Source organism: Mucilaginibacter terrae (assembly GCF_042679325.1).
Classification (GTDB): Bacteria; Bacteroidota; Bacteroidia; order Sphingobacteriales; family Sphingobacteriaceae; genus Mucilaginibacter; species Mucilaginibacter terrae.
The window spans coordinates 315,303-342,131 of the sequence record NZ_JBHTMJ010000011.1 but is presented as its reverse complement, the minus strand read 5'-3'; the positions used below and the strand labels follow the sequence as shown (position 1 = coordinate 342,131).

The 26,829-nt window shown below is 36.9% G+C and carries 31 protein-coding genes and 1 tRNA gene; 19 read left to right on the top strand and 13 right to left on the bottom strand.

Annotated elements, in window-relative coordinates; translation table 11 throughout:
* Nucleotides 1-19: 19 nt before the first annotated feature.
* From ACFQ3S_RS11075 to ACFQ3S_RS11065, 3 genes are all read right to left on the bottom strand, one after another.
* Complete coding sequence (locus ACFQ3S_RS11075; protein ID WP_377164311.1) at nucleotides 20-1,234, bottom strand: sugar transferase; 1,215 nt, start codon at nucleotides 1,232-1,234, stop codon at nucleotides 20-22.
* On the bottom strand, nucleotides 1,231-1,698 hold the full coding sequence (locus ACFQ3S_RS11070; RefSeq protein WP_377164308.1) for a response regulator transcription factor: 468 nt from the start codon (nucleotides 1,696-1,698) through the stop codon (nucleotides 1,231-1,233). The genes ACFQ3S_RS11075 and ACFQ3S_RS11070 overlap by 4 nt, the downstream gene beginning before the upstream one ends.
* A gap of 62 nt (nucleotides 1,699-1,760) precedes the next feature.
* Complete coding sequence (locus tag ACFQ3S_RS11065) at nucleotides 1,761-2,558, bottom strand: glycosyltransferase (protein ID WP_377164306.1); 798 nt, start codon at nucleotides 2,556-2,558, stop codon at nucleotides 1,761-1,763.
* Nucleotides 2,559-2,833: 275 nt separating this feature from the next.
* Between ACFQ3S_RS11065 and surE the strand changes: the two genes are divergently transcribed.
* Nucleotides 2,834-3,613: a 5'/3'-nucleotidase SurE gene (gene surE, locus ACFQ3S_RS11060; RefSeq protein WP_377164304.1), complete on the top strand. Its 780-nt coding sequence runs from the start codon at nucleotides 2,834-2,836 to the stop codon at nucleotides 3,611-3,613.
* A gap of 138 nt (nucleotides 3,614-3,751) precedes the next feature.
* On the opposite strand, the gene ACFQ3S_RS11055 is transcribed toward surE, so the two are convergent.
* Complete coding sequence (locus ACFQ3S_RS11055) at nucleotides 3,752-4,366, bottom strand: hypothetical protein (RefSeq protein ID WP_377164302.1); 615 nt, start codon at nucleotides 4,364-4,366, stop codon at nucleotides 3,752-3,754.
* A gap of 153 nt (nucleotides 4,367-4,519) precedes the next feature.
* Complete coding sequence (locus ACFQ3S_RS11050; RefSeq protein WP_377164300.1) at nucleotides 4,520-5,083, bottom strand: hypothetical protein; 564 nt, start codon at nucleotides 5,081-5,083, stop codon at nucleotides 4,520-4,522.
* A gap of 95 nt (nucleotides 5,084-5,178) precedes the next feature.
* On the opposite strand from ACFQ3S_RS11050, the gene ACFQ3S_RS11045 reads away from it, so the two are divergent.
* The gene (locus ACFQ3S_RS11045; RefSeq protein WP_377164298.1) at nucleotides 5,179-5,445 is read left to right on the top strand and encodes a hypothetical protein; all 267 of its coding nucleotides are present in this window, start codon (nucleotides 5,179-5,181) and stop codon (nucleotides 5,443-5,445) included.
* Nucleotides 5,442-6,551, top strand: a complete 1,110-nt coding sequence (lpxB, locus tag ACFQ3S_RS11040) for a lipid-A-disaccharide synthase (protein WP_377164296.1) — start codon at nucleotides 5,442-5,444, stop codon at nucleotides 6,549-6,551. The genes ACFQ3S_RS11045 and lpxB overlap by 4 nt, the downstream gene beginning before the upstream one ends.
* A 79-nt stretch (nucleotides 6,552-6,630) precedes the next feature.
* Here the strand turns inward: lpxB and ACFQ3S_RS11035 are convergent, their stop codons facing one another.
* The 7 genes from ACFQ3S_RS11035 to ACFQ3S_RS11005 form a co-directional block, all read right to left on the bottom strand.
* The gene (locus ACFQ3S_RS11035; RefSeq protein ID WP_377164294.1) at nucleotides 6,631-6,783 is read right to left on the bottom strand and encodes a hypothetical protein; all 153 of its coding nucleotides are present in this window, start codon (nucleotides 6,781-6,783) and stop codon (nucleotides 6,631-6,633) included.
* 35 nt (nucleotides 6,784-6,818) lie between these two features.
* Nucleotides 6,819-6,983, bottom strand: a complete 165-nt coding sequence (locus ACFQ3S_RS11030) for a hypothetical protein (RefSeq protein ID WP_377164292.1) — start codon at nucleotides 6,981-6,983, stop codon at nucleotides 6,819-6,821.
* Nucleotides 6,984-6,995: 12 nt separating this feature from the next.
* On the bottom strand, nucleotides 6,996-7,193 hold the full coding sequence (locus ACFQ3S_RS11025; RefSeq protein WP_377164290.1) for a hypothetical protein: 198 nt from the start codon (nucleotides 7,191-7,193) through the stop codon (nucleotides 6,996-6,998).
* 194 nt (nucleotides 7,194-7,387) lie between these two features.
* Nucleotides 7,388-8,581 (bottom strand): MFS transporter, encoded by a 1,194-nt coding sequence (locus ACFQ3S_RS11020; RefSeq protein ID WP_377164288.1) that lies wholly within the window; start codon nucleotides 8,579-8,581, stop codon nucleotides 7,388-7,390.
* A gap of 81 nt (nucleotides 8,582-8,662) precedes the next feature.
* The gene (locus ACFQ3S_RS11015) at nucleotides 8,663-9,268 is read right to left on the bottom strand and encodes a hypothetical protein (protein WP_377164286.1); all 606 of its coding nucleotides are present in this window, start codon (nucleotides 9,266-9,268) and stop codon (nucleotides 8,663-8,665) included.
* Nucleotides 9,269-9,449: 181 nt separating this feature from the next.
* Nucleotides 9,450-9,581 (bottom strand): hypothetical protein, encoded by a 132-nt coding sequence (locus ACFQ3S_RS11010; protein ID WP_377164284.1) that lies wholly within the window; start codon nucleotides 9,579-9,581, stop codon nucleotides 9,450-9,452.
* A gap of 3 nt (nucleotides 9,582-9,584) precedes the next feature.
* Entirely contained in the window at nucleotides 9,585-10,580 is a 996-nt protein-coding gene (locus tag ACFQ3S_RS11005) for an IS1595 family transposase (protein WP_377164282.1), read from the bottom strand.
* Nucleotides 10,581-10,680: 100 nt separating this feature from the next.
* Here ACFQ3S_RS11005 and ACFQ3S_RS11000 point away from each other — a divergent pair, with 100 nt between their 5' ends.
* From ACFQ3S_RS11000 to ACFQ3S_RS10965, 8 genes are all read left to right on the top strand, one after another.
* Entirely contained in the window at nucleotides 10,681-11,181 is a 501-nt protein-coding gene (locus tag ACFQ3S_RS11000) for a hypothetical protein (protein ID WP_377164280.1), read from the top strand.
* Nucleotides 11,182-11,731: 550 nt separating this feature from the next.
* Nucleotides 11,732-11,805 (top strand) — tRNA-Ala (locus ACFQ3S_RS10995).
* A 149-nt stretch (nucleotides 11,806-11,954) separates the two neighbouring features.
* Complete coding sequence (locus tag ACFQ3S_RS10990; RefSeq protein ID WP_377164278.1) at nucleotides 11,955-13,238, top strand: site-specific integrase; 1,284 nt, start codon at nucleotides 11,955-11,957, stop codon at nucleotides 13,236-13,238.
* Between the two features lie 55 nt (nucleotides 13,239-13,293).
* A complete protein-coding gene (locus ACFQ3S_RS10985; RefSeq protein WP_377164276.1) occupies nucleotides 13,294-14,154 on the top strand; it encodes a hypothetical protein in 861 nt (286 codons plus the stop codon).
* 169 nt (nucleotides 14,155-14,323) lie between these two features.
* Nucleotides 14,324-14,776 (top strand): hypothetical protein, encoded by a 453-nt coding sequence (locus tag ACFQ3S_RS10980; RefSeq protein WP_377164274.1) that lies wholly within the window; start codon nucleotides 14,324-14,326, stop codon nucleotides 14,774-14,776.
* Between the two features lie 295 nt (nucleotides 14,777-15,071).
* A complete protein-coding gene (locus ACFQ3S_RS10975) occupies nucleotides 15,072-15,299 on the top strand; it encodes a hypothetical protein (RefSeq protein ID WP_377164272.1) in 228 nt (75 codons plus the stop codon).
* Nucleotides 15,300-15,394: 95 nt separating this feature from the next.
* Nucleotides 15,395-17,176 (top strand): hypothetical protein, encoded by a 1,782-nt coding sequence (locus ACFQ3S_RS10970; RefSeq protein WP_377164270.1) that lies wholly within the window; start codon nucleotides 15,395-15,397, stop codon nucleotides 17,174-17,176.
* Between the two features lie 300 nt (nucleotides 17,177-17,476).
* Nucleotides 17,477-17,950: a hypothetical protein gene (locus tag ACFQ3S_RS10965; RefSeq protein ID WP_377164268.1), complete on the top strand. Its 474-nt coding sequence runs from the start codon at nucleotides 17,477-17,479 to the stop codon at nucleotides 17,948-17,950.
* A gap of 575 nt (nucleotides 17,951-18,525) precedes the next feature.
* Here the strand turns inward: ACFQ3S_RS10965 and ACFQ3S_RS10960 are convergent.
* On the bottom strand, nucleotides 18,526-18,777 hold the full coding sequence (locus ACFQ3S_RS10960) for a helix-turn-helix domain-containing protein (protein ID WP_377164266.1): 252 nt from the start codon (nucleotides 18,775-18,777) through the stop codon (nucleotides 18,526-18,528).
* 139 nt (nucleotides 18,778-18,916) lie between these two features.
* Here ACFQ3S_RS10960 and ACFQ3S_RS10955 point away from each other — a divergent pair, with 139 nt between their 5' ends.
* The 8 genes from ACFQ3S_RS10955 (at nucleotide 18,917) to ACFQ3S_RS10920 (ending at nucleotide 26,829) form a co-directional block, all read left to right on the top strand.
* Nucleotides 18,917-19,543, top strand: a complete 627-nt coding sequence (locus ACFQ3S_RS10955; protein ID WP_377164264.1) for a hypothetical protein — start codon at nucleotides 18,917-18,919, stop codon at nucleotides 19,541-19,543.
* Nucleotides 19,544-19,602: 59 nt separating this feature from the next.
* Nucleotides 19,603-20,397, top strand: a complete 795-nt coding sequence (locus tag ACFQ3S_RS10950; RefSeq protein WP_377164262.1) for a hypothetical protein — start codon at nucleotides 19,603-19,605, stop codon at nucleotides 20,395-20,397.
* Between the two features lie 57 nt (nucleotides 20,398-20,454).
* Nucleotides 20,455-20,811: a hypothetical protein gene (locus tag ACFQ3S_RS10945; protein ID WP_377164260.1), complete on the top strand. Its 357-nt coding sequence runs from the start codon at nucleotides 20,455-20,457 to the stop codon at nucleotides 20,809-20,811.
* A gap of 88 nt (nucleotides 20,812-20,899) precedes the next feature.
* Nucleotides 20,900-21,607: a hypothetical protein gene (locus tag ACFQ3S_RS10940; RefSeq protein WP_377164258.1), complete on the top strand. Its 708-nt coding sequence runs from the start codon at nucleotides 20,900-20,902 to the stop codon at nucleotides 21,605-21,607.
* Between the two features lie 616 nt (nucleotides 21,608-22,223).
* Entirely contained in the window at nucleotides 22,224-23,018 is a 795-nt protein-coding gene (locus ACFQ3S_RS10935) for a thymidylate synthase (RefSeq protein ID WP_377164255.1), read from the top strand.
* Nucleotides 23,018-23,938: a phosphoribosyltransferase-like protein gene (locus tag ACFQ3S_RS10930; RefSeq protein WP_377164253.1), complete on the top strand. Its 921-nt coding sequence runs from the start codon at nucleotides 23,018-23,020 to the stop codon at nucleotides 23,936-23,938. The genes ACFQ3S_RS10935 and ACFQ3S_RS10930 overlap by 1 nt, the downstream gene beginning before the upstream one ends.
* Nucleotides 23,939-23,947: 9 nt before the next feature.
* Nucleotides 23,948-25,876 carry an ORC-CDC6 family AAA ATPase gene (locus tag ACFQ3S_RS10925; protein WP_377164251.1) on the top strand — a complete coding sequence of 643 codons (1,929 nt, stop codon included), beginning with the start codon at nucleotides 23,948-23,950 and terminating at the stop codon, nucleotides 25,874-25,876.
* The gene (locus tag ACFQ3S_RS10920; protein WP_377164249.1) at nucleotides 25,873-26,829 is read left to right on the top strand and encodes a hypothetical protein; all 957 of its coding nucleotides are present in this window, start codon (nucleotides 25,873-25,875) and stop codon (nucleotides 26,827-26,829) included. The genes ACFQ3S_RS10925 and ACFQ3S_RS10920 overlap by 4 nt, the downstream gene beginning before the upstream one ends.

Genomic DNA, 26,829 nt, shown 5'->3' with positions numbered 1-26,829 from the left:
TTAATTTTTGCTTCTGCGGCTAAACGCTTTCCTTTTGCAGTAGTGCCGGTATAGTTTTCAGAATGAGTTTCACATCGTTAACCAGGCTGTGATTTTGGGCGTACACATTATCCAGCATCAGGCGTTCCTCTTCGCTCATATCGCCTTTACCTCGTTTTTCTACCTGCCACAAACCGGTTATACCTGCCGGGGCATGAAAGCGCAGGGCATACTTATCGGTAGTTAGTTTTTCGGCTTCGTATAATGGTAGCGGACGATTGCCCACTATGCTCATATCGCCTATAAAAACATTCCACAGTTGCGGCAGCTCATCTATACTGGTATTACGTATAAAGTTACCTATACGGGTTATCCGCGGATCGTTTTTGATTTTGAAAAATGCTGAGCCTGAACTTACTTTTTTATTGTCCACATACTCCCGTTCGCACCAGTGTACATTATCGGCATACATAGGGAACTGGCATTTGCCCGAACCCACACAGTCGGCGCATAAATGGGAGGTATTCTCTATAATAGTTTTCTCCCCTTTTTCGGCTTTGGCCGCGGCGGCATCGGTATCATATTGATTGAGGTGCTTCAGATCTTTTAAACGCTGATCGGCGTTTACATACATTGATCGGAATTTGTAAAACTTAAACACCTGGTAACCAGTACCTACCCGTAAAGAATAGTAAAACGCAGGACCTTTCGATTCGAGCCTCACCAGCAGGTAAACCAGCAAAAAAAACGGCGATAGCATCAACAGGGCCATGCCCGAAAAAAACATATCGAAAGCCCTTTTTCCCCAAGGCACATCGTAAGTTTGCTGTAATTTTTGACCGTTATTAGTGCGCAAAGAACTCCAGTGCTCAATTAAAAAATTAACCCTGGTTTCTACATTCTTTACCGATACCGGCCTTTTAAAAACATCGGCTACCCCTGCATTCAGCGATAATTGGCGAAGGTTACTATTAAAATGATTTACAATTAAAAAAAACGGAACATTACCAAGGGTGCTCTTCTTTAAGGTTTCGAGCAAAGTAATACCCGAGGAAGCCAATACCTCATCTTGTGATATGATGGCTGCTATATTAAGCTTGTTTTCTTGCCAGGAGGTAAACATCTGCATGCCATTTTTAAAATGCATTAATTGTCTATCCTGAAAATTTGCCTCATTAATGGACATGGTTAATTCATCGTCCAAATTAATTAATGCAATAATTTGCCGTTCTTGGGTAAATGCCTCAACACTCATAAGCTTTGTACATTCTTGCCTATTCTACGCAATATAGCTCTAACGCGGGCTTCCAGCTCGGCCGGGTTAAATGGCTTAACTATAAAATCGTCGGCACCGGTGTTGAGGCACTTTACACGGATCTCCGAGCTATCCTCGCCCGATACGATGATCACCGGAATGGATTTAAAGAAATCGCTACTATGCATTTGCGTAATAAATTCCAGCCCGCTCAAGTTAGGCGTATTCAAATCGGATATAACCAAGTCGGGAATGTTGCCGTTTTGTAAAAATGAAAGTGCCTCCAATGCCGAAGGACAGATCTCAATTTCATAAGATTTACCTAAAAACTTTCTGAGTATTAGCTGCATATAATTATCATCCTCGATAATTAATATTTTAGTTTGCCCAGTATCTGAGAATCCCATACGAATGGATTTGTTGGTGTTGTTTGTGCTTAAAAGGTTGCTAATAACAGGTATCATACTTATCAGTTTTTTATCCTGTTACGAAATACTTTATGTAAAAGTTCTATATATTAATGATGTTAGGAAATAAATACGCGCTTAAATCGTTTCACGGTTGCTTTCCATAAGCCGCCATCTATCTGTATCCTCCTGTCTGTTGTCCAAACAATAGCTTTGGGATTGTTAACACGATGGATAGTTCCAAAGCCTTTGTTTTTCAATTTTAATGCCAGGTAACCGTCTTCATTAGTGCCTGCCGGGTGGTTAAAACCATCTACCTGCAAACCTTGCTCACGTCTGAAGCCGGAATTAAAACCGTAAACATTTACTGCCTCATTTTTAAATTTCGCATTATATAACCGGGTTAAATCGGATAAATACTCATAAAAAAAATAAGTAAACCTACCCGTACTGCCTACCGGTATAAATGAAAAACGGCCATAAGTAATAGCGGCCTGCTTGTGCTCATCGGCCAATGGTTTAACCATCTCTTCTATCCAATCTTTCGGGTAAATGGTATCTGCATCGGCATTCAATATATATTTACCCTTTGCTTGCGCCAAACCGGCATTACGGGCCTGCGTAATACCCTGTATAGTTTCGAGTATGCAGGTTACTCCGCAGGCTTTTACCAACTCTTCGGTTTTATCTGCCGAATTGTTATTTACTACAATAATTTCTACCGACCAACGGGTAATATTATTACATAAAGAAGCCAGCGTTTGTACAATTGTAGCTTCCTCGTTATAAGCCGGCATTACAATAGATACATCGGCATTATCCTTATTTAGCTTTTGATAACCCTGGCTCACCAATGCCGGATCTTGCTGGTTGTAAAAATAATTACTGATATATGATGGTATTGATATGGGTCTCATAAAACGAAGCAAATTATAATTTAAAGTTTAATTATTTATGTTTTTCACAAGAAAAACATGCATTTAATAAATATTTAACATCATTATGCTATACTTACAACCACTGGCTATAAATTCTATAGCTTTTTCAATCGTTATACGTACGAAATATAAATTTAAATGGGTTTTTATATACATTATATTTAGTTATGGTATAATAATCTGTTTATCAACACTTTATTTTAAAACAAATCGCAGCTGGTGGTTACCTGAAATATTGGCTAATTTTGCGGCCTATGAAAAAACATCAACCCACTATATTAGTTGTAAACGACGACGGTATTACCGCACCGGGCATTAAAGTTTTAATAGAAACCATGCAACAACTTGGCCGGGTGGTGGTAGTTGCGCCCGATAGTCCGCAATCGGGCATGGGCCATGCCATTACTATTGGCAAGCCTTTACGTTTGGATACGGTTAACCTTTATAATGGTGTAGAAATGTACAAATGCTCGGGTACACCGGTTGATTGTGTTAAGCTTGCTGTAAACCGGGTTTTTAAAGGTGCCAAGCCCGATCTGTGTGTATCGGGTATTAATCATGGGCTCAACCATTCTATCAACGTATTGTATTCGGGCACCATGTCGGCCGCGGTTGAGGGTGCTATCGAAGGCATACCGGCTATTGGCTTTTCTTTAGATGATTATACCGAAGAAGCTAACTTTGCTCCAAGTGCGGCCTACATTAAGCAAATTGCGCAGCAAGTGCTTAAAAATGGTTTACCGCAGGGCACTTTACTCAATGTTAATTTTCCTAAAACTACCGATATAAAAGGTATTAAAATTTGCCGGCAAGCGCGGGGTAAATGGGCCGAAGAGTTTAATGAGCGGATGGACCCATATAAACGCCCCTACTACTGGCTTACCGGCGAGTTTCAACTGAACGACCAGGGTGAAGATACCGATGTATGGGCACTGGAACATCACTATGTATCGGTAGTACCTGTACAGTTCGATATGACTGCACATCATGCTATATCTTTGTTAAACGGTTGGAAATTTGAAAGTAAAATTTAAGAAGCCAATAAAATTTTACAGTGTTACCGTAATAAACAATCGTTTTTACAGGGCTGCGGATATGTGCGATTACCCCTTTGGAGAGCTATTTATTAAGCAAGATGGTTATAACAGAGATTACAGGTTAAAATTCAGGAATTAGCCTAATGGATTTTCATCCTTAACTAAAAAACTATCAAACTCATGGTTAAGTTCCTTAATGCTTTGTTTGAGCATAGCAACAATATCCTTTGAAGAATTGTCGAGTTCACCCTGATCTAAAATCTCTACCAAACCCATAATGTTTGCCAGGGGCCTTCTTATTAAATGAGATTGTTTGTAGGCTACATCCTGTAGTGTTGAGGTTAAAAATCGAATATGATCCTGCCTCGATTCAAAATCGGTAATATCATAACCAATACCTATAATTCCATTAACACGGCCCTCAGAAGTAATATTTGCTTTAAAATCCCATTGGGTAATAGTATAACCGCCCTTACCATTTAATTTACGCAGCGTCAGCTGAAAACACTGATGGGGGTTTTGCCTGCACAACATATTAGTTTTAAAACAAATGCTATGATCATCGGGGTGTAAAGCAGCTATTGCCGATTGCACACCATTATCTTTATAATATATGGCGTACTTTTCTATAAAATAATCATTTAAATAAGCATAGTTGCCATTATCATCAACAAAAACCAGGTAATAAGTTTCAGACGTATTTAGTAAACTGATAATATGGTCTAATGTACTGAGTGCAGCCTCTTTCATAAATTATTTTATTATAACTACTAAGGTAAATGAATTATTAATTAAGGAAGCAGCGAGACAAAATGTAATAACAATTCAACAACCAAAAATATCAGACAAAACAAAAATGACATTGTTTGATCATCCTATCCAAATAATATTAACCTTATTAATTTACTGTACACTATTCAGTGCCAGATCTATACCTTGAGGGGCGCCCTCTATTTTGCAAATGAGCGGAAAATCAGGATTATTGAGCACCCACAATTTAGTTTTTCCATTAGCAGTTACAGCATAAAAGGTATCGGCCTCTTTACCATCAATATTGTATGAAGGTGCGCCATCTGTAACCGTAAATTTTTGTCCGTTAAGTTCAAATACTTTATTATTAATGAGCGCGGTAAAGGTGTCTTTTGATAGAAAAGCCAATGTTTCAGAATCTTTAAGTTTGGTTATTTCTTCAAAACCAGGTTCGCGCAAGGCCATTTTATTCCCGCTTTGTATAGCCTTGGCCGATATTTCGAATATACCAGTACCCAGCCCGTTAATTACCCACTTCATTCTTAACGGTGCATTGATCTCGGTAATGGTTAATATAGCAGGCAAGGTTTGACCAAACGCACGGGCATAAGCCGTGTAATTTAACACCGTACCGGTTTTAACCTGAGGAATATATTTTTGCGCCAGAACCGTTAAGCCAAGTAATGAGTAAAGGGTTAGTACAATTAATTTTTTCATTTCAATATTTAATAGTTTATTGCCCATACCTGTTTAGGAAGGGATGCATAAAATTAGCATAAAAAACGAGGGAGTATTGTACTTTTGATAAAATTATGGTTATCAGAAATTTGATGCTAACGGGATTTGTTTTGGGCTTAATATTTCCGGGACTGACCTTACTGCTATTTAATGTTTTATATAAAAATGTGCTATTGCTTAACAAGCCGGCCATACCTTACCTGGTTGCATTGGGGCTAAACCTATTCATCATTCGTATATGTTATAAAAAAGGTGCCGACCAAACCGGCAGAGGGGTAATGTTAGCTACCTTTATAGCGATGCTGATTATGTTTTTTTTATTTAAAATAAGGCTATCATGAAATATTACCTGGTAGCTGGTGAGGCTTCGGGCGATTTGCATGGGGCTAACTTAATGAAGGCTTTAAAAAAGCAGGATCCGCAAGCCCAGTTCCGTTTTTTTGGGGGCGACCTAATGCTGGCCGAAGGCGGAACTTTGGTACAACATTACAGTACTATGGCTTATATGGGTTTTGTGGAAGTAGCCATAAACCTGCCCGCTATCCTCAAAAACATGAAGACCTGTAAGGCAGACATAGCCTCCTGGCAACCCCGTGTAGTAATACTGATAGATTTTCCGGGCTTTAACATGAAAATAGCCGAGTTTGCCAAAGCGCGTGGCTTGCTGGTTTGTTACTACATATCGCCTAAGGTATGGGCATGGAACCAAAAACGGGTATTCAAGATCAAAAAAGTGGTTGATCATCTGTTTTGCATCCTGCCTTTTGAGGTGGATTTTTACAAGCAGTTTAACATGAAGGTTGACTATGTGGGCAACCCGCTGCTGGATGCGGTAGCAGCATTTACGCCTGATGATGACTTTTTAATTAAAAACCAGCTACAAGGCAAAAAAATCATAGCCCTGCTACCCGGAAGCCGAAAACAGGAAATAAGCCGCCTGCTGCCCGAAATGGTTAAAGTGGCCCAGCAATTTCCAGGATACCAGTTTGTTATTGCGGGTGCTCCAACTTTCAACAGCAATTACTACCAGCAGTATTTAGGCGGCGCAGAATTGCCTGTAGTTTTCCACGCTACTTATGATCTGCTTCATTATGCAAGCGCGGCCATAGTGGCATCGGGCACGGCTACTTTAGAGACAGCTTTATTTGATGTACCGCAGGTGGTGGTTTATAAAGCCAACCAAATTATGGTTACCGCCGCACGCATCTTTTTAAAGATCAAGTATATATCGTTGGTTAACCTGATTATGGATAAACGGGTAGTGCAGGAATTAATACAAGAAGATTGTAATACAGAAACTATTAGCACCGAATTAGATAAGCTGGTAGCGGGAAACTATCGGGATGAAATGCTCAACCATTATGCACAACTACACGTGTTAATGGGTAAACCAGGTGCATCGGCCCATACTGCCGAATTAATAGTTAAATACACTACCCAAAAATAAAAGCCCTGCATGTGCTGGGCTTTATAATTTTCATAGGTAATGTGAAAAGCAATTTTTAGATAGATGTAGCAAATGCGTTTTATGCGGCTATTGCGGTTTTTACCAGAGTTGCCTTGCTTACAAACTGACCTTTAGCCTTAAAAGCTTTTAAGTCGGCTGCAATTAAGTGCATTAACTCATTATCAAAACGTTTTACCAATTTGCTGGTAGCTGGTTGAGTAGTGTTTTTCATAGGTTGATGTTTTAGCAGTTAATGTTTTTGTAATACTAAGCGGCAGAAAGGCCTTTAGCGTTAATGCTTTGTTTAATGCTGTCTAACAGTTGATTTTTAGCACTTTTTACATTTTTTAAATCTTCCAGTAACATGTTTTTTAACTCATTATCAAAACGAGTTACTAATTTGCTGATTGATGGCTTGCGGTAAGTTTTCATTGCTTTGATAGGTTAAAATTTATTGTTCAGTTTTTTTTCTTTATCAATATGGTCAGTTTCGGTAAGGTTGCCTTTACCACGTTTCGCCTCTTCGTACTGCCTTAATATTTGTTCTTCATCACGGGCATCCGAAGGCTTTTCAGGATCTTGAGGGTTTTCCCACCCCTGCTCCTGGCTTTCATCCGGTGTTCCATTTTCAACAACTATCATATCAGTTTATTTGATAAAAGTTATTCCAATTCGATGCCAAAAAATTACACCTGGATAAATAAAGTTTACAATTCATTGAAAATTAGCGTTAAAAACTACATTTCATATAATTTGAGATCATAAAAAGCTGCGAAAACGATACTCTAAAAGCAGGTGCGTTGTATAGAATAGTGACACTTTGTATAGTAAGAGTACTAACTGTCCTTTTTTTGCAGACTAAGCAAGTGTACGATTAGTACGATGGAAGACAGTGTGATGCCAATAACGCACACACCTGCCCAATGATAGGTTTCCCAAACTTTAGAAGCGAGGAAAGTGCCCGCCGAACCGCCAATAAAGTACGATACCATATAAACCGTATTGATACGGTTCCGCGCGTTTGGATTGAGCGAAAAAATGATAGCCTGGTTAGAAATATGGGTTGCCTGCACACCCATATCCATGAGTATGACGCCTATTATTAAACCGGTAAAGCTATGGCCGAACATCATAAATATAATAAATGATGCCAGCAAAATTATCAGTGTATAAGTAATTAGCCGGTTAGGGGCGGCCTTGTCCGTTAACCGGCCGATCATAGAAGCGGCCAGTGCCCCAAAGGCGCCAATTAAACCAAACGCACCAGCCACCGCACTTCCTTCATTAAAAGGCGGTTCGCGAAGCAGGAATACCAGCGTTGTCCAAAACGCACTAAAACAGGCAAAGCACAAGGCACCTCTAAATGCTGCCAGTCTTAATTTAGGCTCCTGTTTAATAATACCGATTAATGATTTCATTAAACTACTGTAACTACCTTTATAATCGGGTTCCACTTCAGGAACAATCCAGGCAATAAGCCCCCACATCAACAGCATAATGCCAGCCGCTATATAAAACATAGCCCGCCAGCCTAAATGCTCGCCTACAAAGCCACTGATAGCGCGCGATAGCAGGATGCCTATTAACAAACCGCTCATTATAAAGCCGATTTTTTTACCGCGCTCAGCCGGTAAGGCCAGGTGCGCAGCCATAGCCACCAGTATTTGCGGTATAACCGATGACATGCCTACCATAAAACTGCTTAAAACCAATACCCACACCTTTTGAGCACTGGCTGCTAACAATAATGCAGCAACAATAAAAGCAAAGTCTACCAACATCAATTGCTTGCGCTTAAACATATCGGCCAGCGGAATGATCAGTAGTAACCCGGTAGCATAACCCATTTGCGTGAACATAGCTATTTGCCCTGCTTTGCCATTGCTGATATGAAAGGTGCTGGCTATATCGCTCAACAAAGGTTGGTTGTAATATATGTTGGCCACCACCAGGCCGGTAGCCAGTGTCATTACCCAAAGTACAAGCGGTGTAAGTTTATGATATTGGGCAGCATTTGTTACGGCATCCATGATAGATTATTTTGGGTAGCTATATAGGAGTTGGGACAAAGATAAGAATTAAAAAAGGCCTGAAAAATCAGGGCTTTTTTCTTACTGTTTTTCTAAGGCTTCTAATTTATCGTAGATGCTTTGCCTTTGCCTATCAAAATCTCTATCCTGTTCATCTGCATCAAAAGCTGCTATAACATGGAGATATTTGTTTAAACTTATCCGATATCTCGTTAAAACTAAAGCATTGTACCGGTTCTTTGCTCTGAATTTATGCTCGATGTAATAACCCTGCAAAGAAGGCTTATACTGTTTGCTTAATGCAGTCCTTACTATGTTAAGACTATCTACATCTTTTTCATTGTTTTTAATTAGCCCGGTGTACAGAATATACAGAGAGTCCTGCTCTAACTTTTCTCCTCGCTTCAAATAAAGAGAGCGTACCGAATTTTTAGTTTCTAATATGCTGTTAAAGTCGTTATATTTCTCAATTACTACATCTATCTGTTTAGCCTGTGCCGTTTCACTAAAGTCTTGGTAAACAGGCGTGAGTTTGCCCCAATAAACCGGACTATAACTGCCTGGATTATTCAGTTTTTTTAATAAATAGTTTTTTGCATTCGTTCGTGCGGTCTGCACGTTGGCGTTTTGACCATGCCCGGAAAATGATACTGCCAGCATTGCAATTAATAGTACTACTTTTTTCATTTGTCGTATTTTAAGTAAATAAATATGGCGTAACTGTTATTATCCTTAGCTACTCAGGGTTACGACGCCCTACACGCAAAAAGATACAGCTACGCCATGACGGCGTACTATAAACTTTATATTGCGTGTTGCTTAAGGTCGTAATTTGAGCAGCAATAAGTTTTAGTACAATATTATTAGCCTACTTTTTAGGCTGTTTGTCTTTAATAAAGGCGGCCTTTATAACCTGCTCAAATGTACCTTTCACCGATAATTTGGCATCGTACTTTTCAGAGCGTGGCTTGCTATCCTTTTCCTTTTTTTCTTTATCCATAAGCTATTTTATTAAGGTTGCGTAAGTTAGTCTTTTGCCATTACAGTTCTTTAAAGAATTTTCAAAACGGGTTACATCTGTTATTTTGCGCGTGTTATATCTGTATCCGAACTCATGGCAATAACGGTGTAGATGTTTAGGGCTTACCTGGTGGTATATACCTATAATTCCACGTTTTAATAGTGACCAAAAACCCTCTATTGTGTTTGTGTGATCTTCACCCACTGTTATGTAATTGCCATCCGTATGTTTAATCATTACGTGGTTATAATTTTTAGAAAGTCCCAAATAAGAGCGGTAAGCATCTGTTACTATTTTACTATCAACTGTAACGTTAGCTAACATAATTGGCTGTAGCGTTTCGGCCTGTGTATCCTTAACCACAGTTAAATTAACGCTGGAAAACTTTGTATAAATCTTCTCTTTTACCGTACGGCCGGCAATTAGTTTGTGAGGCCTTTCTACTATTGTATATTCACTTTTTTGAGCAATACCAACTACCGGCATTTTATCGGATGCGCTTCTGCCTTGTGATCCTTCAATCTTTTTGTTAGCGTGGCGGTTTTTATTTTTACCACCTACAAATGTCTCGTCAACTTCAACGCCGCCCGATAACATTTCAGGTGCATTATTAGTAAGCATTTCGCGTACCCTGTGTAATAAAAACCAAGCTGTTTTTTGTGTGATATTTAGATCCCTGCTAAGCTGCAAAGAAGATATTCCCTTTTTGTGAGCAGTACCCAAATAGATGGCAGCAAACCAATAACGTAACGATATTTTTGTGTTTTCAAATATAGTTCCAGTAGTTACAGTGAATTTCTTTTGGCATTCTTTAGCCTTGCATTTAAAGCCTCGGTTGGTTACGTATGCACCAACATTACCACAATGAGGGCATGCTGGTTCAGTACCCCAACGCGATGCCGCTAAATACTTAACGCAGGTACTTTCGTCCTTGAAGTAGTCAAGTAATTGTAAAAGGCTTTTAAATTGAGTAGTCATATTTGTTTAGTTTGCTTATACAAATATAATATTAATAACTTGTTGGGACAAATTTATTTGTGAATATTTCGTAGTTTGGGAGCGCAACAACAACAATTTTATGGACAAATTTCAAAATCTACAGGATAAGTCTATTATTTACCGTGGACAAATTATTACCCACTGCATAACACTGGAGAAGGCAATAGAAGAATATATATGCAACAGTATAACCAAAGATGAAGTATCTAAGTACAAAATATACGTCTACCTTTTAGACAGAATGCACTTCGATGGGAAAATCAGTGTATTTCAAACCATATTGCAACAGTCAGTTAGTAAGGATGAATTTAAAAAGCGATATGAGAAATTAATGGGAAAAATAAGGATGGTGAAAGATGAAAGAAATAAGTTTGCTCATTACTTAACTTATGTAACTGATGAATCTTTAGAAAGAGCAGACAAAGAACTAAGTCTTGTAAGCTTTAGAGATAAAGTTGTTAGCGATAAAGACGTTTATAACGATCACATAATTAATGAAAAAATTGAAGCGATTGTAAAGTGTACTGGTATGGTTTACGACCTAATCAAAGAACCTCCACCAGTGCCCCCCTCGGAATAGTAAGTTTGCAACCTTATTTTTTCTTCATCGGGGGCTGGTGAACGCTTTAAATATACTGATTAGCAATTACTTAATCAAATTTATCTTTGTCCCAACTCCTATATAGTTACCTTATTTTGATTCGTTGTATCGCACAAAATTGCTAAACCTATAAAAATAAAAGTTTTACTACTTCAACAAGCGTTAAAATGACTTTTAATTTATTAAACATGTTATAACACCAAGTTAAATTTAACATTTATTAACACATAGATTAATTTTATGCCACTTTGATAAGAGAATTATTATATCAATAAATTATTTGCAATTTTTTTTGAAAAAAAATTTGCATTATCAAAAGTAAGTGTTACTTTTACACCGTATTCAAAAGATACACAAAATAGTCTTCTCATAATTTAGGTTTATAATTGGTTAGTACAGGCCCCTGCCCATCAGGGGCCTTGCTTATTTATAGACTTTTCTGCGATACAAACACGCTGTAATTTTTTTCAAAACAGTTGACCGCAAAATTTGGTGTTATATAACTTTTTGTTACTTTTGCCCACCCAACGGGGGATTAGCTCAGCTGGCTAGAGCGCTTGCATGGCATGCAAGAGGTCATCGGTTCGACTCCGATATTCTCCACCCATATTAAGCTCATATTGAGGCATTTACGAATGTTCGATATGGGCTTTTTTGTTGAGATAACGTTTGGAAAGAGCCTGATTTCAGCAGATGGTGTACCCCTTGGTGTTCCCCATCTAAAAGCAGAACTGCCGTAACACCAAACAGTTATGGCTACAGTAGCAATCATTTTAAAGACAAAAAAGAAGTTAATTAACGATGAATACGCAGTTGCGTTAAGAGTTACACTCAACAAGATTAGAAAATACTACTCTTTAAATAGCTTATCGGTAGATCAAACGCTACCTTTCAAATGCAAAATTGAAGAATGGCTCCCAGCCGAGGACAATAACATTGGTCAGTTTATAAAATCTGTAAAGGGCTATAAAGCCATGAACCAAGTGATAGTTGATAAGCTTGCCTTAGCTCAAAAAATATTAAGTGACTATGACAGAGGCAACATTGCATTCGACTTTGATCAATTTGAAGAAGATCTTAGAGGCAATCGAAATAAAAGCAGTAAGACCAATAAGCTACCACTACTTGATTATTACGATACTATAATTGCTGAATTAGAACAGCAACAGAAAGTTGGATTAGCTGCGGTATTCACATTCACAAAGAGCACATTAAATGACTATAAGCCTGATTTGTCACTTAAAGATATCAATGTACGATTTCTAGAAGCATTTGAAGCTTGGTTACGTAACGTGAAAAAATTAAAGGACACTTCCATTAGCGTTAAGATAAGAAATATTCAGCGAGTAATCAATTTAGCAATTGCTGACAAGCTATTTAAACAAGAGGACTATCCCTTTGGTGAAAAGAAGTACTCTGTAAATAAGCGCTTAAATCACACCACACGTAAACGCTCAGTTTCTTCTAACATAATTTCTAAAGTTAAGCATCTCAAAACGGAGCCTGGTACGTCAACACATTTGGCCCAAAGCATCTTTCTATTCAGTTACTACACGCGAGGAATGAATTTCATTGATATAGCTGGGCTCAAATGGACAGATATACATAATAATGAAATTAACTACGTAAGAAAAAAGACAGGTCAACAATTCAATATCACAATCAACGAGCATTCACAAGCTATTATGAATTATTTTAAGCATCATAATAGCAATAAGGGCAATTACATCTTTCCCATTTATAACGATGCTATTCACATAACTGCTAAACAAAAATACGAAAGGAAAAAGTCAGCATTAAAGTTGGTCAATTTAAGGTTACGAGATATTGCAATTTCCATTGATGAACCTAAATTAAATCTAACTACTTATGTGAGCAGGCACAGTTATGCAACTAATTTAAAACGTTCAGGTGTTGCCACCGCAATCATAAGTGAAGCATTAGGGCACGCAACAGAGAACCAGACTCAAACCTATCTAGATGAATTCGAAAGCGGTGTAATCGAAAGCTGGGAAAACAAGTTGTTTGACTTATAAGCATTGAAAAATTTAACTACTAACTTTACAATCCTACTTAACTGTAAGTAGGATTATGAAAATGAACTTTTCTATAGACTCTCAACGAATAAACAGCCTTTTACATTACTACCTACCCGAATTACTTCAATGGCGAGGGTCGGATTTTAATGATGAAGCTGAGTTAGACGAATCGGAACTACACGTAGTTTACCATGAATTGAAAAAATACAATAATGTTCAAAAGAAAAATTTAGACCTAAAAACTTACCTTTTAAACCAAGTCAGATTTAATTATGAGGTTGACGAACTACACACCAATATTGTTTACGAAGAGCTTGCATTCCTTTTCTGTTGCGTAGCACATACAAGGTACTTGATCTATCAAAACAATGAATCAGCGATGCATAAAGATGCATTAATCAATTTGTTACAATTAGCCATAATGACAAAAGCTGGCAGGTGGAAGAACATAGATATCAATGTAGGTCAAACAAAGGGAGCTTCAACAGAGAAGAATATATTGTACGATCAACCTGCAACATTTAGAAATCTCCAACATTTCGCATCTACCAAGGCTCTGATCAATCTTTTCGCAAATATTTATAATATAAGCCTTGCTACACCTGAGCTATTAAAGGCGACTGATAATTTAACCTCTTTAGACGAACTGATCGAACTAAAAAGCACACTTGTTATAGCGGACGATGTGAAGCAAAAGCAAATTTATGCAAATGGTGCCTTGATGATAGCAAAGTATTTAAATGACCATTGTGAATTTAGACACAAGCAAGGTAAAAAGTATTCGGCTGAACAGTTAAAGCATATTTATTACGTTTACTCGAAATTAGGCTGGACATTAAAAATCAAAGACGTAAAAAAGGATATTGATCGCTTTGCTAAAGAGATAGATCGAAGCGCTTCTATAAAAGACTGATTATCAGTCTTTTTTTTCGACAGAATTCCCGTATTCCATTAACATAGTCGGACTTTGTTCTTTACGAATTTCAGCAGCTTTACGACCTTTGGAATGTTGTCAATAGTTGGCAACACAAGAAAGATTGGCGCCCTTTTGATCTTGTTTATTTAAATTAAATATCAACAACATGTCAAATAAGACAGGCAGTATCTTTGAATTGATACTACAAAGCAAGAGTGTACAATCAGCAGAAACACAATCAAGTTTCGACTTGCCATTAGTTAATAAAACCAATTTCTTTACTGAAAGTGGAGCAAGTGGCTATATTAGTAAACCTCCTTTTTTAAGGGTGGTAGGAATCCAAACTGAACAAGAATTAAGAGAATTTGATAATTTCCTTAAGGAACTATCTATTGGCAAAGTCAAGATCAAGACAAACTTGTCGGAACGCGACGATAAAGATGGAAGAAAGTATGTTTGGATAGACATTCAACGCGCTAGAGGACTTCAGCCGTACAAATTCTTTTCAGATGAAAGAATGTCTGAATTCATTGCAGATTATCTATCTGGTAAAATTAATTGTTCGCTAACGTTAGAAGAGCTTTACTTAGAAGCTACGAACGCTACCCCACAAGTTTAACACTCACTTTTAATCAATCAAATTTTTAACAGACACATAGTTGTTGCCTGAGTGGCAACGCTATGTCTCATAAATTAAAAAAATGGACTACGTGCCAATCTCAATTTTAAAGAATCTTATTGGAAGGGACCTCGTAAGAGAAAGACCCTATAAACCTAGTAAACTACTGTTACCTGCCCCAATGTTTTTTAAGGATGTTCATGAAAAGTTATTCAGCTCCAAAGCCGATTTTCTTAGACATTACAACTCATGGTCGGACCTTGAGAAAGAATACATTGATTGCACCTTGCAATTTATGCAAAGGAACTATTTCGTAATGGGCGGTATGGAAACTTTTCGGACCTATGATGATACGAGATCATATACTGTTCTACGGGTTGAACGTGATGAGCAGCAATTTCAATTCAAAATTTATGTCAATGATGATTTTGTAAGATTTATTGCGCTTTATCAATGTCATTATTTTACGCCCATATTCGGCTTGGATGAGCTGTACAAGGAAGCATTAGAAGCTACCATCTAATTTTTGGAGGTGGAGTTCTCCACCTCCTTTTGATAATTTATTATTAGACAAGTCAACAGCCTATAGCCAGGCTGAAATAAAATCTATTTTCTAAAATGAAGAAATTAACTATTAAACAAGGCCAGTATCTTGAACATATTGCGCCTTTAATTCCAACAAATGTAATCCTCTTAAAAGTCCTTACAGGGATAGGTGCTACTACACTTGAAATCAAATCAAAAAGAAGCTCGATCATTATGGAGCCTAACGTTCCTGTTATCAAAGGTAAAAAGAAAAAGGGCGTTATGTGCATCTATGAGGGTGTGACTGTAGATATGGTCATCGACTATATGGATAGCAGCATTAAATACAAAAAGATCATTGTAACACCTGAATCATTCTTTAAGGTTAAAGAAGCGGCAGAATACTTAAGTGTCAGTATTTACGAGGAGTATTTCTTCTTGTTTGACGAATGCGACCGTACAATTAAAGATGTGAACTTCCGTAAAAAGATCATTTTGCCAATAGAAGACTTCTTCCTGTTTAAACATAAAGCATTTGTTTCAGCAACCGCATTAATCCCCTCTGATCCTCGATTTGCAGAACAAGGCTTTGAAACAATCACAATCGAACCTGATTTTGATTACAGCAAGCCTATCAATTTAATTACCACTAACAACGTGTTTCTTAGCTTTAAGAAAGTGGTTGAAGAAAATCCTGACGAAGTTTTTTGCGTGTTTCTAAACTCTACAAATATGATAGGTTCGTTTGTTAAGAGTATGGATATAAACAACTTTAGTAACATCTACTGTTCAAGGGAAAGTTTTTATCAGCTTAAAGCCAATAACTTTAAGCACGTTTCTGAACACTTAACCGACCATAATATATTTAATTTCTTTACCAGTCGATTTTACTCAGCAGTTGATATTCCAATGGATGTGAAGCCAACCGTTATTTTACTTACGGACTTAGTTTCAGGAGTACATTCTATGATACATCCAAGAACAGAGGCTGTTCAGGCTGTTGGTAGATTTCGCAATGGGGTCAATAAAATATATCACATAGCTAACTTAAATGAAGAACTACAGCCCAAGTCAAAAGAAGCAGCCGCCGCTTATTTGCAAGGATGTGAAAATAGCTATTATGATGTGAAAGCTTTACATCAGGCTGCAACTGAACAAGGAGCCAAAGACTCATTGAAAGTTGCTTTAGATTATATGCCTTACGCTCTGTTTCTTAACGCCAATGGTTCAAAGAACTTTTTCATGGAAGACAATTTTTACCTTGAAGAAGAAATTAAGTCAGGGTACATTTCTGCTGAAGCTTTTATTAAAAGCTATAACATTCCACATTTTGTTGCTACACATGCTTCCGAGCAATACCCTTTGACAGATGAAAACGCGTCTAAATTAAAACCTGGAATATCAATGAAAATTGTTGTCGATTCGGTAATTGAGACGCTGGAAGAAGTAAATCGAGAATCAGACCTTTATACCCTGGACAATAAACAGACTGTTTACAATGAGCTTTTAAAATCATTTCCAATCATTGTCCAGGCATATAATGAATTAGGTGTTGATACGCTTAAAAAGAACGGCTTTTCCAAGAAGCAAATCTTAAAAGCACTCAAAAGGCACACTGATACAAATCAAAAAGCACATTTTGGGTTCCTTGAAACCTTACACGATATGTTTGATGATGGGGCTGATTACCCAAGCGCTGAATGTAGGAGGTTATTAGAAATTGCTGTAAATAAATATAGCCTGACTTTAAGACCTACATTAAAGCTCTTAGAGGAATACTTTAAGCTAAGTAACCGAAAAACTTTATACCGGGATAAATTGGGAAGGGATATAAAAGGCTATACTATAATCAGATCCAAATTCAACAGGCAATAGCTTATAAATTGAGACAGTATTTTAGAAAGGTATATACCCCAACGATCTACTGTCTCAAAATTTTTTATAATATAAAAAAATCGATCTTTTTATGAGCTCCCCCCGGTCGACTTCTATAAACATCAGCGCCCTACGTCATTTATTTGAGAAACTGTTTCGCTGATGCTAAATACCTTAAAACATAGTGTCCACTTTCATTAGAAGTGGGCATTTTTCGTTTTAGGCATCCAGGTAAAAGCACTCCTATTACGACCCGCTCACAAGTAAATCAACCCATTTTAACACTTTAAATCAACTTTTATGAAACAAACAACACCAAGTTCAACCGAACAAAAAGATGCCTTAAAAGGCAAGAATGAAGCTGTCACGTTAGCTTATTTTAACATTATTAATGACATTAAAGAAGTCTTACCGCTTTACCCAACCGAGTACTTTAGAACGTTTATGGAAGTAGATTACTCCAGCATTGGCTTTAACTGTAAACATGGCTTTTATAGCCCATTGCTACACCTACAATTAGAAGATACCGAGCAAGGATTAACAATAAGCTTTGCCAGTAATTTGACTGCTAAACATCAACTAGGGAACCATCTTAGTAACCTATTAACCCGTTTGGTTTACAAACACACAGGGGAAGCAGGCACTACAGAGTTTATCGAAGGCTGCCTTAGTGTAAACAACTACAATGTAGATGATTTCAGGCAAGCTAAAAGCCTCTTAGACCGGGGATTCAAGGACGGTAAGAAGACCACAGTCGAACCACTAACTAATTAACCAACGGGAGCCTAACAAGCTCCCTTTTTATTTCCATTTAACTCTTTAAAAAGTAACCTATGCAACTACATTCATCCAAAATCAATCAGCTTACTCAAAGGAACCAATTAGTACTAACAGCCTATCAACAAATTCTAAAGTTCACTAAGCAACTACTATCCGGCATTGAAGATGAGCAAACAAGGCATTCACTAATTCGGGAGGACAAGCTGCCAATAATAGAAGGCACCATAGTACATGAGTTTATAAACCCAATGTTCTACCTACGTTTAGAATGCTATGCGGATAATCAATTAGGAATACACTATGGCATACAGGCAACACCTGGCTTTTTAGAATCCAATCCTATGACAACTGCTTTTGTCCGTACTATTTATAAAGTCACAATGGACAGTAACACGGCCATCAATATTGAAGACTGCATATTAACGGATTACATGATCCTTGAATGCTCAGAGTTGTTTGAATATATTGAGGAAAGACAGAAAAGCAATCATAGGTTTTGTGTCATACCTTACAAGCCTAAAGCAGTTAAAAGAAAGTTGTGCAGAGTGGCTTAGAGATAAACAGGGGTCTTACTCCTGTTTATTAAATGGCTTGTCAGGCATAAAATCCTTAATTGAGCAATCGAATATTACTGCTAGCCTATTTAAGTGATTTAAATTATACTTACTTGGATGCTTAGAACTTTCAGCTTGACCAATAAAGCCATTAGACACGTCTAGCTTAAAGGCAAGCTCTGATTGCGAGAGTTTGACTTGCTCTCTTTTCTCCTTTACCTTATTGATAACGAATAATTCAATATCTGATTTCAGCTTGTTTGCCACAGATACGAAAGAATAAAAACAATACCTCCTATCCACTTAGTTATAACTAAGTGTTTGCTACCTTTGCTTTACAAGCTAGTCCATTGTGAATTTGTTAATCCACCGAACAAGGACTATTCGGTATCACACACCTTAGATCATGTCCGTTATTCAAATGCTCTCCCTACCTAAAGTAGTGTTAGAGTTGGTTAAACTACCCAGGCCAAACCAATATGCAATACTAGAGACTAATACTACCACTTGTCGTAAAACTCCGTTTTATAGCTTCAACCATAGTGATGAAGAAATCACTCATTATATCTTTGATAAGATTGGCACCTATTTTATACTAAAGCATGAGGCCAATGCCAACGCAAAGCGATTTGCCAAATTTGACCTTTATAAAATACCTTTAGTCAAAGAAGCTTATAATTTCCTGAATTCTGGGGTACTTTATAACTGGCTGCCAGGAATGGACCCGGCTTCATATTATTACTTCAATAGCATAGAAGACCACAAGTACATCCCTGATTACTTCAAAAGGTTTATTGTCAATGATGATATCAATTTCGACAAACACATTGTTTTAAGAATATCCAGTATCTCTTTGGACTGCTATATTGAGCACAAAGATTCCAGGCCTTTACCAGTTACCACGGCACCAAGTCAAGAGAATACCTTATTTAGGTTAACAGAATTTGATCTAGAAGAGGCATTTAAGCTACTTGCTAAATTCGCTATACTTCCATCCAGCCCAATACCTCTTGTCAAAGACATGCTAGGCTAATTACCCATCCCCTTTACAATCAACAAATCATTTACACTTTAACAACCCAAGATCAACACATGAAAAAGATGTTTTTACTGGCAGCTACTGCCTTACTGTTAACCTCATGCTCTAAAAAGAGCGACCCAGGCACAGAAGAACCAACGAAGACTGAACCAACAGTTTTGTTAACTAAAGTAACTAACGTTACGCCCAACGACCGCGACAATGGCAAGATACAAGCCGTGTTTACTTACAATGGCAAGCAGCTTATTAAAGCCGAAGTCAACCAACAATTTGATGGCAGGTTTGCAGCAACACACTTTCTAACTTACAATGCACAAGGACAACTTGCAAGCACTGCCATCAATCACTATTCATATAATGCTGCAAACTTCTTAACCTCAACGGTTAGCTATAGTGGCAATAACGTAAGCAAGATATTGCTTTACAAGACTAGTGGTGTCTTAGGCACGACCAATGATTTCACCTATGCCGATGGTAAGCTAACACGTTGGTTCGACAACAGCCAGCAAGAGATAGTGTACACTTATAACAGTAGTGGTAATTGCACCAACCAGGTTGTAAAGGAATATGCTAACGCAGTACCGAATGGTTACGTTATAACATTTGATTACTTGACATTTGATAATAAGCATAGTGTTAGCAGTGCTTTGCCTTACTGGTTCTACTTTATGGCCAATGCCAGCATTGCAAAGAATTGTGATGTGCCAGGCGTTAATAACGTAGTTACTGAATCACCTAATGCTACTTATTATTATGAGTACAATAGTAACGGCTACCCTACTAAGATAAGGAGGGTTGAAGGAGGTAGCGAAAACGTTTATACTTATGAATACATTACTGTTAATTAATCCATTCAAGAGCTTGCCATACGGTAGGCTCTTTTACTTTTTAAAAGACTACAAACAATGGAAACCAAACAAGAACAGGAGCAACAAGAATTTATGTCTATAGATGACGTGTTGGAAAGCAACCGTCAAAAGTACCCGAACCGCAACAAAGTGTTGTTTCACCTGCACATGTTATTTTTATTAAGTTGGCTTACAATTCGACATGGCGATTGGAAAACAATTGTTGGCTTTGGGTTTACACTTATTTATGAGGCATACATTCATTACAAAGCATTCTTTATAAGTGTAATGGCATTTCTCGTCTATTGGATAGCTATGAATTTGAAAGCAGGTGCAATTGCGGGTTGTGTAACTTTTATAATCTGTTTAGCATACAAGGGGTTTAAGCAGTTTGGAAAGGATGTGAGAGCTTGACACAACTACACAAAGAGCTTATCTGATTTCAGATAAGTTCTTTTTTTATCTTTAAAGCAATTTAAGAAAACGTTGACCTATTACAAAAATGGAGAAGATACCATATTTTAAACTCACAGCTGATTTGCATGAGCAACTAACTATTCTACAAATCTTAAAATATTTAAGGCAATATGATGACAATCTCAGTAACGACAAATTGGTCAATACCATTAAGAGTGCAGCAAGTGCCTTCAAAGATATTAAGGTTGACGACTTCATGCGTGTTCGTCAGACAGGGCATGGACTAGTTACAAATGGTTATCTCAATAGCGCAAAGTTGAATGACGGCTTCAAAGCCATTAATAGACGAGGTTGTTTTCAAATAAAAGGCGAAGCCCAAGTTGTAGATATACCTAACTTAAAAAATGGAAAAATTGTTAAGTCCTTACAAGCGCCCATGCTCTACACCGAAGGAATCAACCAGCAGATCTATGTTGACTTTCCAAACGTTGGACCTCTTATAAATCAATTTGCTTATGGCTTCGATTTTTCAGACTATAATAAGCCTTCTCTTATTCGAAGATTTAAGGATTTTGATGAGAAAATAGCATTTCTTAATACAATACAAAATCGTGTGATTTACGTTCTAGAACAGGTCACTCTTGAAGACAATGAGCATTATGAAAAATATAAATATCATCCTAAACACACCGTGTGGCTGATATTTCCGGATTCCTTGTTCCTATTCCTAAATAGTTTTGAAACTCATGTTGCAGGCACAGAAAGATTAGTACTATGTAAGAATCATAGCTAATAGACACACGGTTTTCAATTGATGTTTATAATTCATTTATAAAGTTGGTGCTAATGAACTAAGATCGGTGCCAGTACAGTCAGAACCATAATTATCCTTTCTCTCAAGAGTTGTTTAAGAGGGAAAGGATAACTCTGGAACTTTAGGGTAGTCCGCTTCAATAAGCAGGAAGATACGTGTGACCCATTACCTAAGCTCATCACAACAATACGCCCAGTTTCGTTATGCTTAATAAGCTTTTCAAGCACATTAAGCTTCACCAACTATCGTTGACTTGTCATACTGTTTGATTTTGAGCAAAGTCATTCATCACGGAACTTCTCACTGCCTTTATAGCATTACGCTACGCTTCATTACTATTTCATTCAGGCAGTTCCCTTGTTTGGCTCACCACGCAGTCGCAAAACGCATCAACGCTGTCATTGCATTTGATTTGGCCATCCTACAGCCCAGGTTCAAATGCAGCGCCAGCCTTTTGTGAAGCATTCCTCATAACCGCCTTTCGGCTTTCTTTATGAGGACGTTTTGCTCAATTCGCGTTGGAGGTTCGCATTAATAATATCCTCATGATGTTTAATATTTTTAGTAAATTCGATCTCTAAAACTACGAAAGCAAATGAACCAGTATGAAACGCTCTTAAGATATGTCAGAGAAAACGGTGTTAAAAAAACTGACAGAACAGGCACCGGTACAATAAGCATATTCGGGTATCAAATGCGATTTTCGCTAAGTGAAGGGTTTCCACTTCTCACGACAAAAAAGATGCACCTTAAGGCAATTATTCACGAATTATTGTGGTTTTTGCAAGGCTCATCCAATATTAAATACCTCAAAGATAATAATGTTTCTATTTGGGATGAATGGGCAGACGAGAATGGCGAGTTAGGGCCTGTATATGGTTATCAATGGAGAAATTGGCCGAAACCCGATGGCAGCCACATTGATCAAATTCAACAAGCAATAAATACAATAAAAAACAATCCTGATTCAAGAAGAATAATTGTCACAGCATGGAATCCTGCTGATGTTGATAAAATGGCACTCCCCCCATGCCATTTAATGTTTCAATTTTATGTAGCCGACGGCAAGCTGTCTTGTCAAATGTACCAACGAAGTGCTGATATGTTTTTAGGTGTACCTTTCAATATTGCCTCTTACGCTTTACTCACAATGATGTTTGCACAGGTATGTAACCTTGAAGCTGGCGATTTTATACATACATTCGGTGATACCCATATTTACCTAAATCACTTAGAGCAAGTTGATTTACAGTTAAGCCGGGAGCCTCGTCAATTCCCAAAAATGATTTTAAATCCCGATGTTAAAGACATATTCTCATTTAGTTACAATGATTTTAAGCTAGAAGAATACAATCCGCATCCCGCTATAAAAGCAGATATTTCGGTGTAATGGATTATCAGCAATTTTTGGATGAAAAAGTACATCAATTAAGAATTGTATGTCTGTCTCAATGGGATTATCTAAAATATTCCAATGTTTCTAATTGGTTAGAAGATAACTTCAAAAACGACATTGAGGGTAAATATTACGCCACTAAAATTTTACTTCATACTTTATACTACTCTAAAAAGGATTTAGAGAAGTTACTTTTATATGGTTTAAATGAAAAAATTTATGGCGAATTATTAAAGTCCGAGTTGATTAGAACTGATAATATCTACATTCAACATAGTGATGCAGAAACAAGGATATTAAAACTTAAACAGGCCTCTTTTTTTATCCCCCTATCTGATTCCGACAAACCACAAGAAAGCGGAAATGCGATAGTTGCCGATTTAGTTCACAAATTAGAGGTGCCGGCAAAAGATGTTGATTTCGTCAAAAATGTTGATAAAAATAAGTTGTTAGATAAAAAATATTTAATTTTTGTTGACGATTGCATCGGCTCTGGAGATCAATTACGCGATTTCTTGAATTCTCCTAAAGTCGAAGAGATAAAAAACATGTGTCAAGAACTTGATATTTCTATCTATTATTTGGCATTAGTAGGTTATCAATACAATGTAGAAGAGTTAATTTTTAATCAATATACCGTTGGGGTAAGAATTAGAGTATGTGACTTACTAACAGAAAAGAATAGAGTTTTTTCCGACGAAAATGTTATTTGGGCATCTAAAGAAGAAAAGGTTGCTGCTGTTCAATATTTTAAAAATATTGAATCTACCAAAGGAATAGATTTATTTGGGCATGGTCATTTAGATTTCGCTATAATATTACACAACAGGGTTCCAGACTGGTCCTTGCCAATTTTTTGGAAAGAAATGACAGGCTGGAAATGTCTAATCAAGAGGAAAAACACTTATACATAATTTCATTAAATGCAAAATTCTAATCCATTCTCAAAAATAAGAGCTGAACAAATGGGCGATTCGGCATGGAAATATTTTGTCGAACCGTCACAAAATCACATAAATGAGCAGCCTTTGATATTTGAAGGAAGTCGAGGTACTGGCAAAACCATGTTTTTTAGATGCAACTCTTGGAATGAAAAATATTCGGAGGCTAAAACAAAAGGAGTAACCTTCGAAGCTTTCCTCTCCCAGACTAAGCATATCGGTTTTTATTATAAAGCGGACGGACGCTTTGTCAAAAGCTTGGAACAAAAAAACATTTCTCCGCTTGAATGGGTCGGAATTTTCAATACATACTTCAATGTAGTAATTTGTAAAGAGATAATTCCTTTTATTAAAACTCTTATTGAGGAAGAATTAATACCTATTCCTTCTTTCAAGAAAGTGATTGAACATATCACGTTTATGATTGAGGAGGATAATGTAGATGATATCGGTGACCTAAAGTCAACTTTCGAAAGAGTTATTCTTAAAATCGAAAAATTTTCGAACAATACTGAAAAACCTAAGCCCGTTGGGCTAAATGCAGGAACGGTGATTGAGAAACTTTTGCTCAGTCTTAAAGAATTTGAAGTTTTAAAAAATAACACATTCCACATCTTTATTGACGAATTTGAAGTTTTTAGCGAACAACAACAGATAGAGATCAATACATTGTTGAAGCAGAGTGATAGTAACATTGTATATGACTTTGGTGTTATTACAAAAGGTATACAAACCTATAAAACAGGCTCTGGACAAGTTCTTCAACAAAAAGATGACTTTGCTTTACTGAAAACTGACGGGTATGGATATTATGAAAGTACGGAATACAACAGTTTATTAATTGAAATCTGCAAAAAACGGTTAAAAGAAGAGTTAGACAAAGTTAAAACTGGCTACGATGAAAAACTTCTTAAAATAGACTACTATTTAAAGAGTTACGATAAAAATTATGAAGAATCACTTTTTACTAATAAGCCAGCTGATGTTGAAAAACTAAAAAACAGAATTTTTACGGAAGTAAAGAAGCAAGCTGGGTTATACAACTATTCGACAGACGAGTATTTATCTTACTATGAAGTCTTAGTAAACACAACAATTGTTAAACAAAGGATTCATTTAGCCTTATTATCAAGACGCAATCAATATTCAGTCCCAGCTAAACAGTTGGTTAATCATTTTGAAAATAATAGTCGTGAATATAAAGAGTGGATTCACAATACTGAAACGGCAGCAGTTTACCTCTTGTGCCATGAATTTAAAACAGAAAAGAAATATCACGGTTTTAAAGTATATTCTGCACTTTCATCAGGAGTTATTCGGAGCTTTTTAGAATTAGCAGAATATGCCTTTGATTATGCCTTCAATAGCTCTCCTGATTTAAACTTTTTCGATAAACCTAGGCCGTTTACTATTGATGAGCAAACAAAGGCAGTATACTTCGTAAGTAATTTTAAGCTTAGAGAAATTGATAGTTACGAACCCAATGGTCTACAATTAAAAAGATTTACAATAGCGTTAGGTAAGATATTCTCTGCGCTTCACACCAATTCAAATTCGACATTGGGAGAAGTAGAGCACAATCATTTTGAAACAAAAATCACAGATGTCCAAGGTGATAATGGCGTTACTAAAAAGCTTCTTAATGATGCTATACGTCATAAGATTCTTGAAGAAGCTGAGTCAACTAAAACTAAGTCTAATGAGGTTGTCGAGTTTACTGATTACCACCTAAACCACATTTATTGTCCCGCATTCAAAATTTCTCACCTGAGAAAAAGAAAAATATTAATTTTGGGGCTTGACTTGATGAAACTCTTTTGTGGTTCCCACAAAGATTTGGAAGAAGTAGTAAAAAAGCTGTCAGGATCTTCAGACGATTCCAACCCTTCACTTTTTCCTGAGTACACATGAATTACCAAGAAAAATTTGATGTAAATAAGGGAAATTCCAGTTACTTCTCGAATCAATTTGACATACTAATCACTGGTTTAAGGGAAGATAATGATGCTCGCCATGTTCACTTTAGAAATTCAATTCCAAACTTCAAGGGAAAAATTTATTCATTTGACACTTGTGACAATGCAGATAAATTCCATTATGAAATTGCATCATCTGATAATATAATAATTGACAAAGCCGATAACAAGTCTTTAATACCTGACTTACAGACTTTGCTTAGAAACCAAAACTTTCAAGGGGCTAACATTTGCATTGACATTACTACCCTAAAGCAAGGAATTCTTTTTTTATTGATTCAGCTATTATTAAATGAGGTTAAGCCCTGCCATTTATTTGCAGCATATACTGAACCTATTGAGTACAAGAAAAGAGATATTGATGAGATAGGAACAACTGAAGAATATGATTTATATTCTAAGGTTATTGGTAGTTCCCGCAGTGTACCTGGATTCAATAAACACAGAAGCTCTAAAGAGATCTTATTAGTAGCTTCTATGGGATTTGATAGTCAGAGACTGCAAACTATATATGAAAATTTAAAGCCGAAAAAGCTTATACCAATAGTTGGGTTTCCTTCTTTTGTTCCAGGATGGAATCAAACAGCAATAAAGATGAATTACATGGTATTAAAAGGTGCGGAGTGTTTTGATGATGTTAGGCCATGTGAAGCCGCAAGCCCTTTTGAGATGATAGAGTTACTTAATTCTATATACCAAAGACACGTACATGAATTTGATGTTTATATTTCTCCTTTAGGAACAAGACCACATTGTTTAGGTGCTGCAATATTTTCATCGAGAAACTCAAATACTTATCTGATATATGACTTTCCAGTTGAAAAAAAATACCGAAGTGAAAGTGTGTTGAGATCTAATATATATTACTTATCCAAATACATCAGTTAA

What these genes read in the sequence shown, in the direction of transcription:
- ACFQ3S_RS10920 (WP_377164249.1), top strand. Translation starts at nt 25,873, where the DNA reads ATGAATTACCAAGAAAAATTTGATGTAAATAAGGGAAATTCCAGTTAC.
- ACFQ3S_RS11075 (WP_377164311.1), bottom strand. Translation starts at nt 1,234, where the DNA reads ATGAGTGTTGAGGCATTTACCCAAGAACGGCAAATTATTGCATTAATT.
- ACFQ3S_RS10930 (WP_377164253.1), top strand. Translation starts at nt 23,018, where the DNA reads ATGGATTATCAGCAATTTTTGGATGAAAAAGTACATCAATTAAGAATT.
- ACFQ3S_RS11050 (WP_377164300.1), bottom strand. Translation starts at nt 5,083, where the DNA reads ATGAAAAAATTAATTGTACTAACCCTTTACTCATTACTTGGCTTAACG.
- ACFQ3S_RS10965 (WP_377164268.1), top strand. Translation starts at nt 17,477, where the DNA reads ATGAAACAAACAACACCAAGTTCAACCGAACAAAAAGATGCCTTAAAA.
- ACFQ3S_RS10980 (WP_377164274.1), top strand. Translation starts at nt 14,324, where the DNA reads ATGTCAAATAAGACAGGCAGTATCTTTGAATTGATACTACAAAGCAAG.
- ACFQ3S_RS10985 (WP_377164276.1), top strand. Translation starts at nt 13,294, where the DNA reads ATGAAAATGAACTTTTCTATAGACTCTCAACGAATAAACAGCCTTTTA.
- surE (WP_377164304.1), top strand. Translation starts at nt 2,834, where the DNA reads ATGAAAAAACATCAACCCACTATATTAGTTGTAAACGACGACGGTATT.
- ACFQ3S_RS11025 (WP_377164290.1), bottom strand. Translation starts at nt 7,193, where the DNA reads ATGATAGTTGTTGAAAATGGAACACCGGATGAAAGCCAGGAGCAGGGG.
- ACFQ3S_RS11020 (WP_377164288.1), bottom strand. Translation starts at nt 8,581, where the DNA reads ATGGATGCCGTAACAAATGCTGCCCAATATCATAAACTTACACCGCTT.
- ACFQ3S_RS10975 (WP_377164272.1), top strand. Translation starts at nt 15,072, where the DNA reads ATGCAAAGGAACTATTTCGTAATGGGCGGTATGGAAACTTTTCGGACC.
- ACFQ3S_RS11065 (WP_377164306.1), bottom strand. Translation starts at nt 2,558, where the DNA reads ATGAGACCCATATCAATACCATCATATATCAGTAATTATTTTTACAAC.
- ACFQ3S_RS10945 (WP_377164260.1), top strand. Translation starts at nt 20,455, where the DNA reads ATGGAAACCAAACAAGAACAGGAGCAACAAGAATTTATGTCTATAGAT.
- ACFQ3S_RS10970 (WP_377164270.1), top strand. Translation starts at nt 15,395, where the DNA reads ATGAAGAAATTAACTATTAAACAAGGCCAGTATCTTGAACATATTGCG.
- ACFQ3S_RS10950 (WP_377164262.1), top strand. Translation starts at nt 19,603, where the DNA reads ATGAAAAAGATGTTTTTACTGGCAGCTACTGCCTTACTGTTAACCTCA.
- ACFQ3S_RS11010 (WP_377164284.1), bottom strand. Translation starts at nt 9,581, where the DNA reads ATGGATAAAGAAAAAAAGGAAAAGGATAGCAAGCCACGCTCTGAAAAG.
- ACFQ3S_RS10955 (WP_377164264.1), top strand. Translation starts at nt 18,917, where the DNA reads ATGTCCGTTATTCAAATGCTCTCCCTACCTAAAGTAGTGTTAGAGTTG.
- ACFQ3S_RS10935 (WP_377164255.1), top strand. Translation starts at nt 22,224, where the DNA reads ATGAACCAGTATGAAACGCTCTTAAGATATGTCAGAGAAAACGGTGTT.
- lpxB (WP_377164296.1), top strand. Translation starts at nt 5,442, where the DNA reads ATGAAATATTACCTGGTAGCTGGTGAGGCTTCGGGCGATTTGCATGGG.
- ACFQ3S_RS11045 (WP_377164298.1), top strand. Translation starts at nt 5,179, where the DNA reads ATGGTTATCAGAAATTTGATGCTAACGGGATTTGTTTTGGGCTTAATA.
- ACFQ3S_RS11030 (WP_377164292.1), bottom strand. Translation starts at nt 6,983, where the DNA reads ATGAAAACTTACCGCAAGCCATCAATCAGCAAATTAGTAACTCGTTTT.
- ACFQ3S_RS10990 (WP_377164278.1), top strand. Translation starts at nt 11,955, where the DNA reads ATGGCTACAGTAGCAATCATTTTAAAGACAAAAAAGAAGTTAATTAAC.
- ACFQ3S_RS11035 (WP_377164294.1), bottom strand. Translation starts at nt 6,783, where the DNA reads ATGAAAAACACTACTCAACCAGCTACCAGCAAATTGGTAAAACGTTTT.
- ACFQ3S_RS11005 (WP_377164282.1), bottom strand. Translation starts at nt 10,580, where the DNA reads ATGACTACTCAATTTAAAAGCCTTTTACAATTACTTGACTACTTCAAG.
- ACFQ3S_RS11070 (WP_377164308.1), bottom strand. Translation starts at nt 1,698, where the DNA reads ATGATACCTGTTATTAGCAACCTTTTAAGCACAAACAACACCAACAAA.
- ACFQ3S_RS11055 (WP_377164302.1), bottom strand. Translation starts at nt 4,366, where the DNA reads ATGAAAGAGGCTGCACTCAGTACATTAGACCATATTATCAGTTTACTA.
- ACFQ3S_RS10940 (WP_377164258.1), top strand. Translation starts at nt 20,900, where the DNA reads ATGGAGAAGATACCATATTTTAAACTCACAGCTGATTTGCATGAGCAA.
- ACFQ3S_RS11000 (WP_377164280.1), top strand. Translation starts at nt 10,681, where the DNA reads ATGGACAAATTTCAAAATCTACAGGATAAGTCTATTATTTACCGTGGA.
- ACFQ3S_RS10925 (WP_377164251.1), top strand. Translation starts at nt 23,948, where the DNA reads ATGCAAAATTCTAATCCATTCTCAAAAATAAGAGCTGAACAAATGGGC.
- ACFQ3S_RS11015 (WP_377164286.1), bottom strand. Translation starts at nt 9,268, where the DNA reads ATGAAAAAAGTAGTACTATTAATTGCAATGCTGGCAGTATCATTTTCC.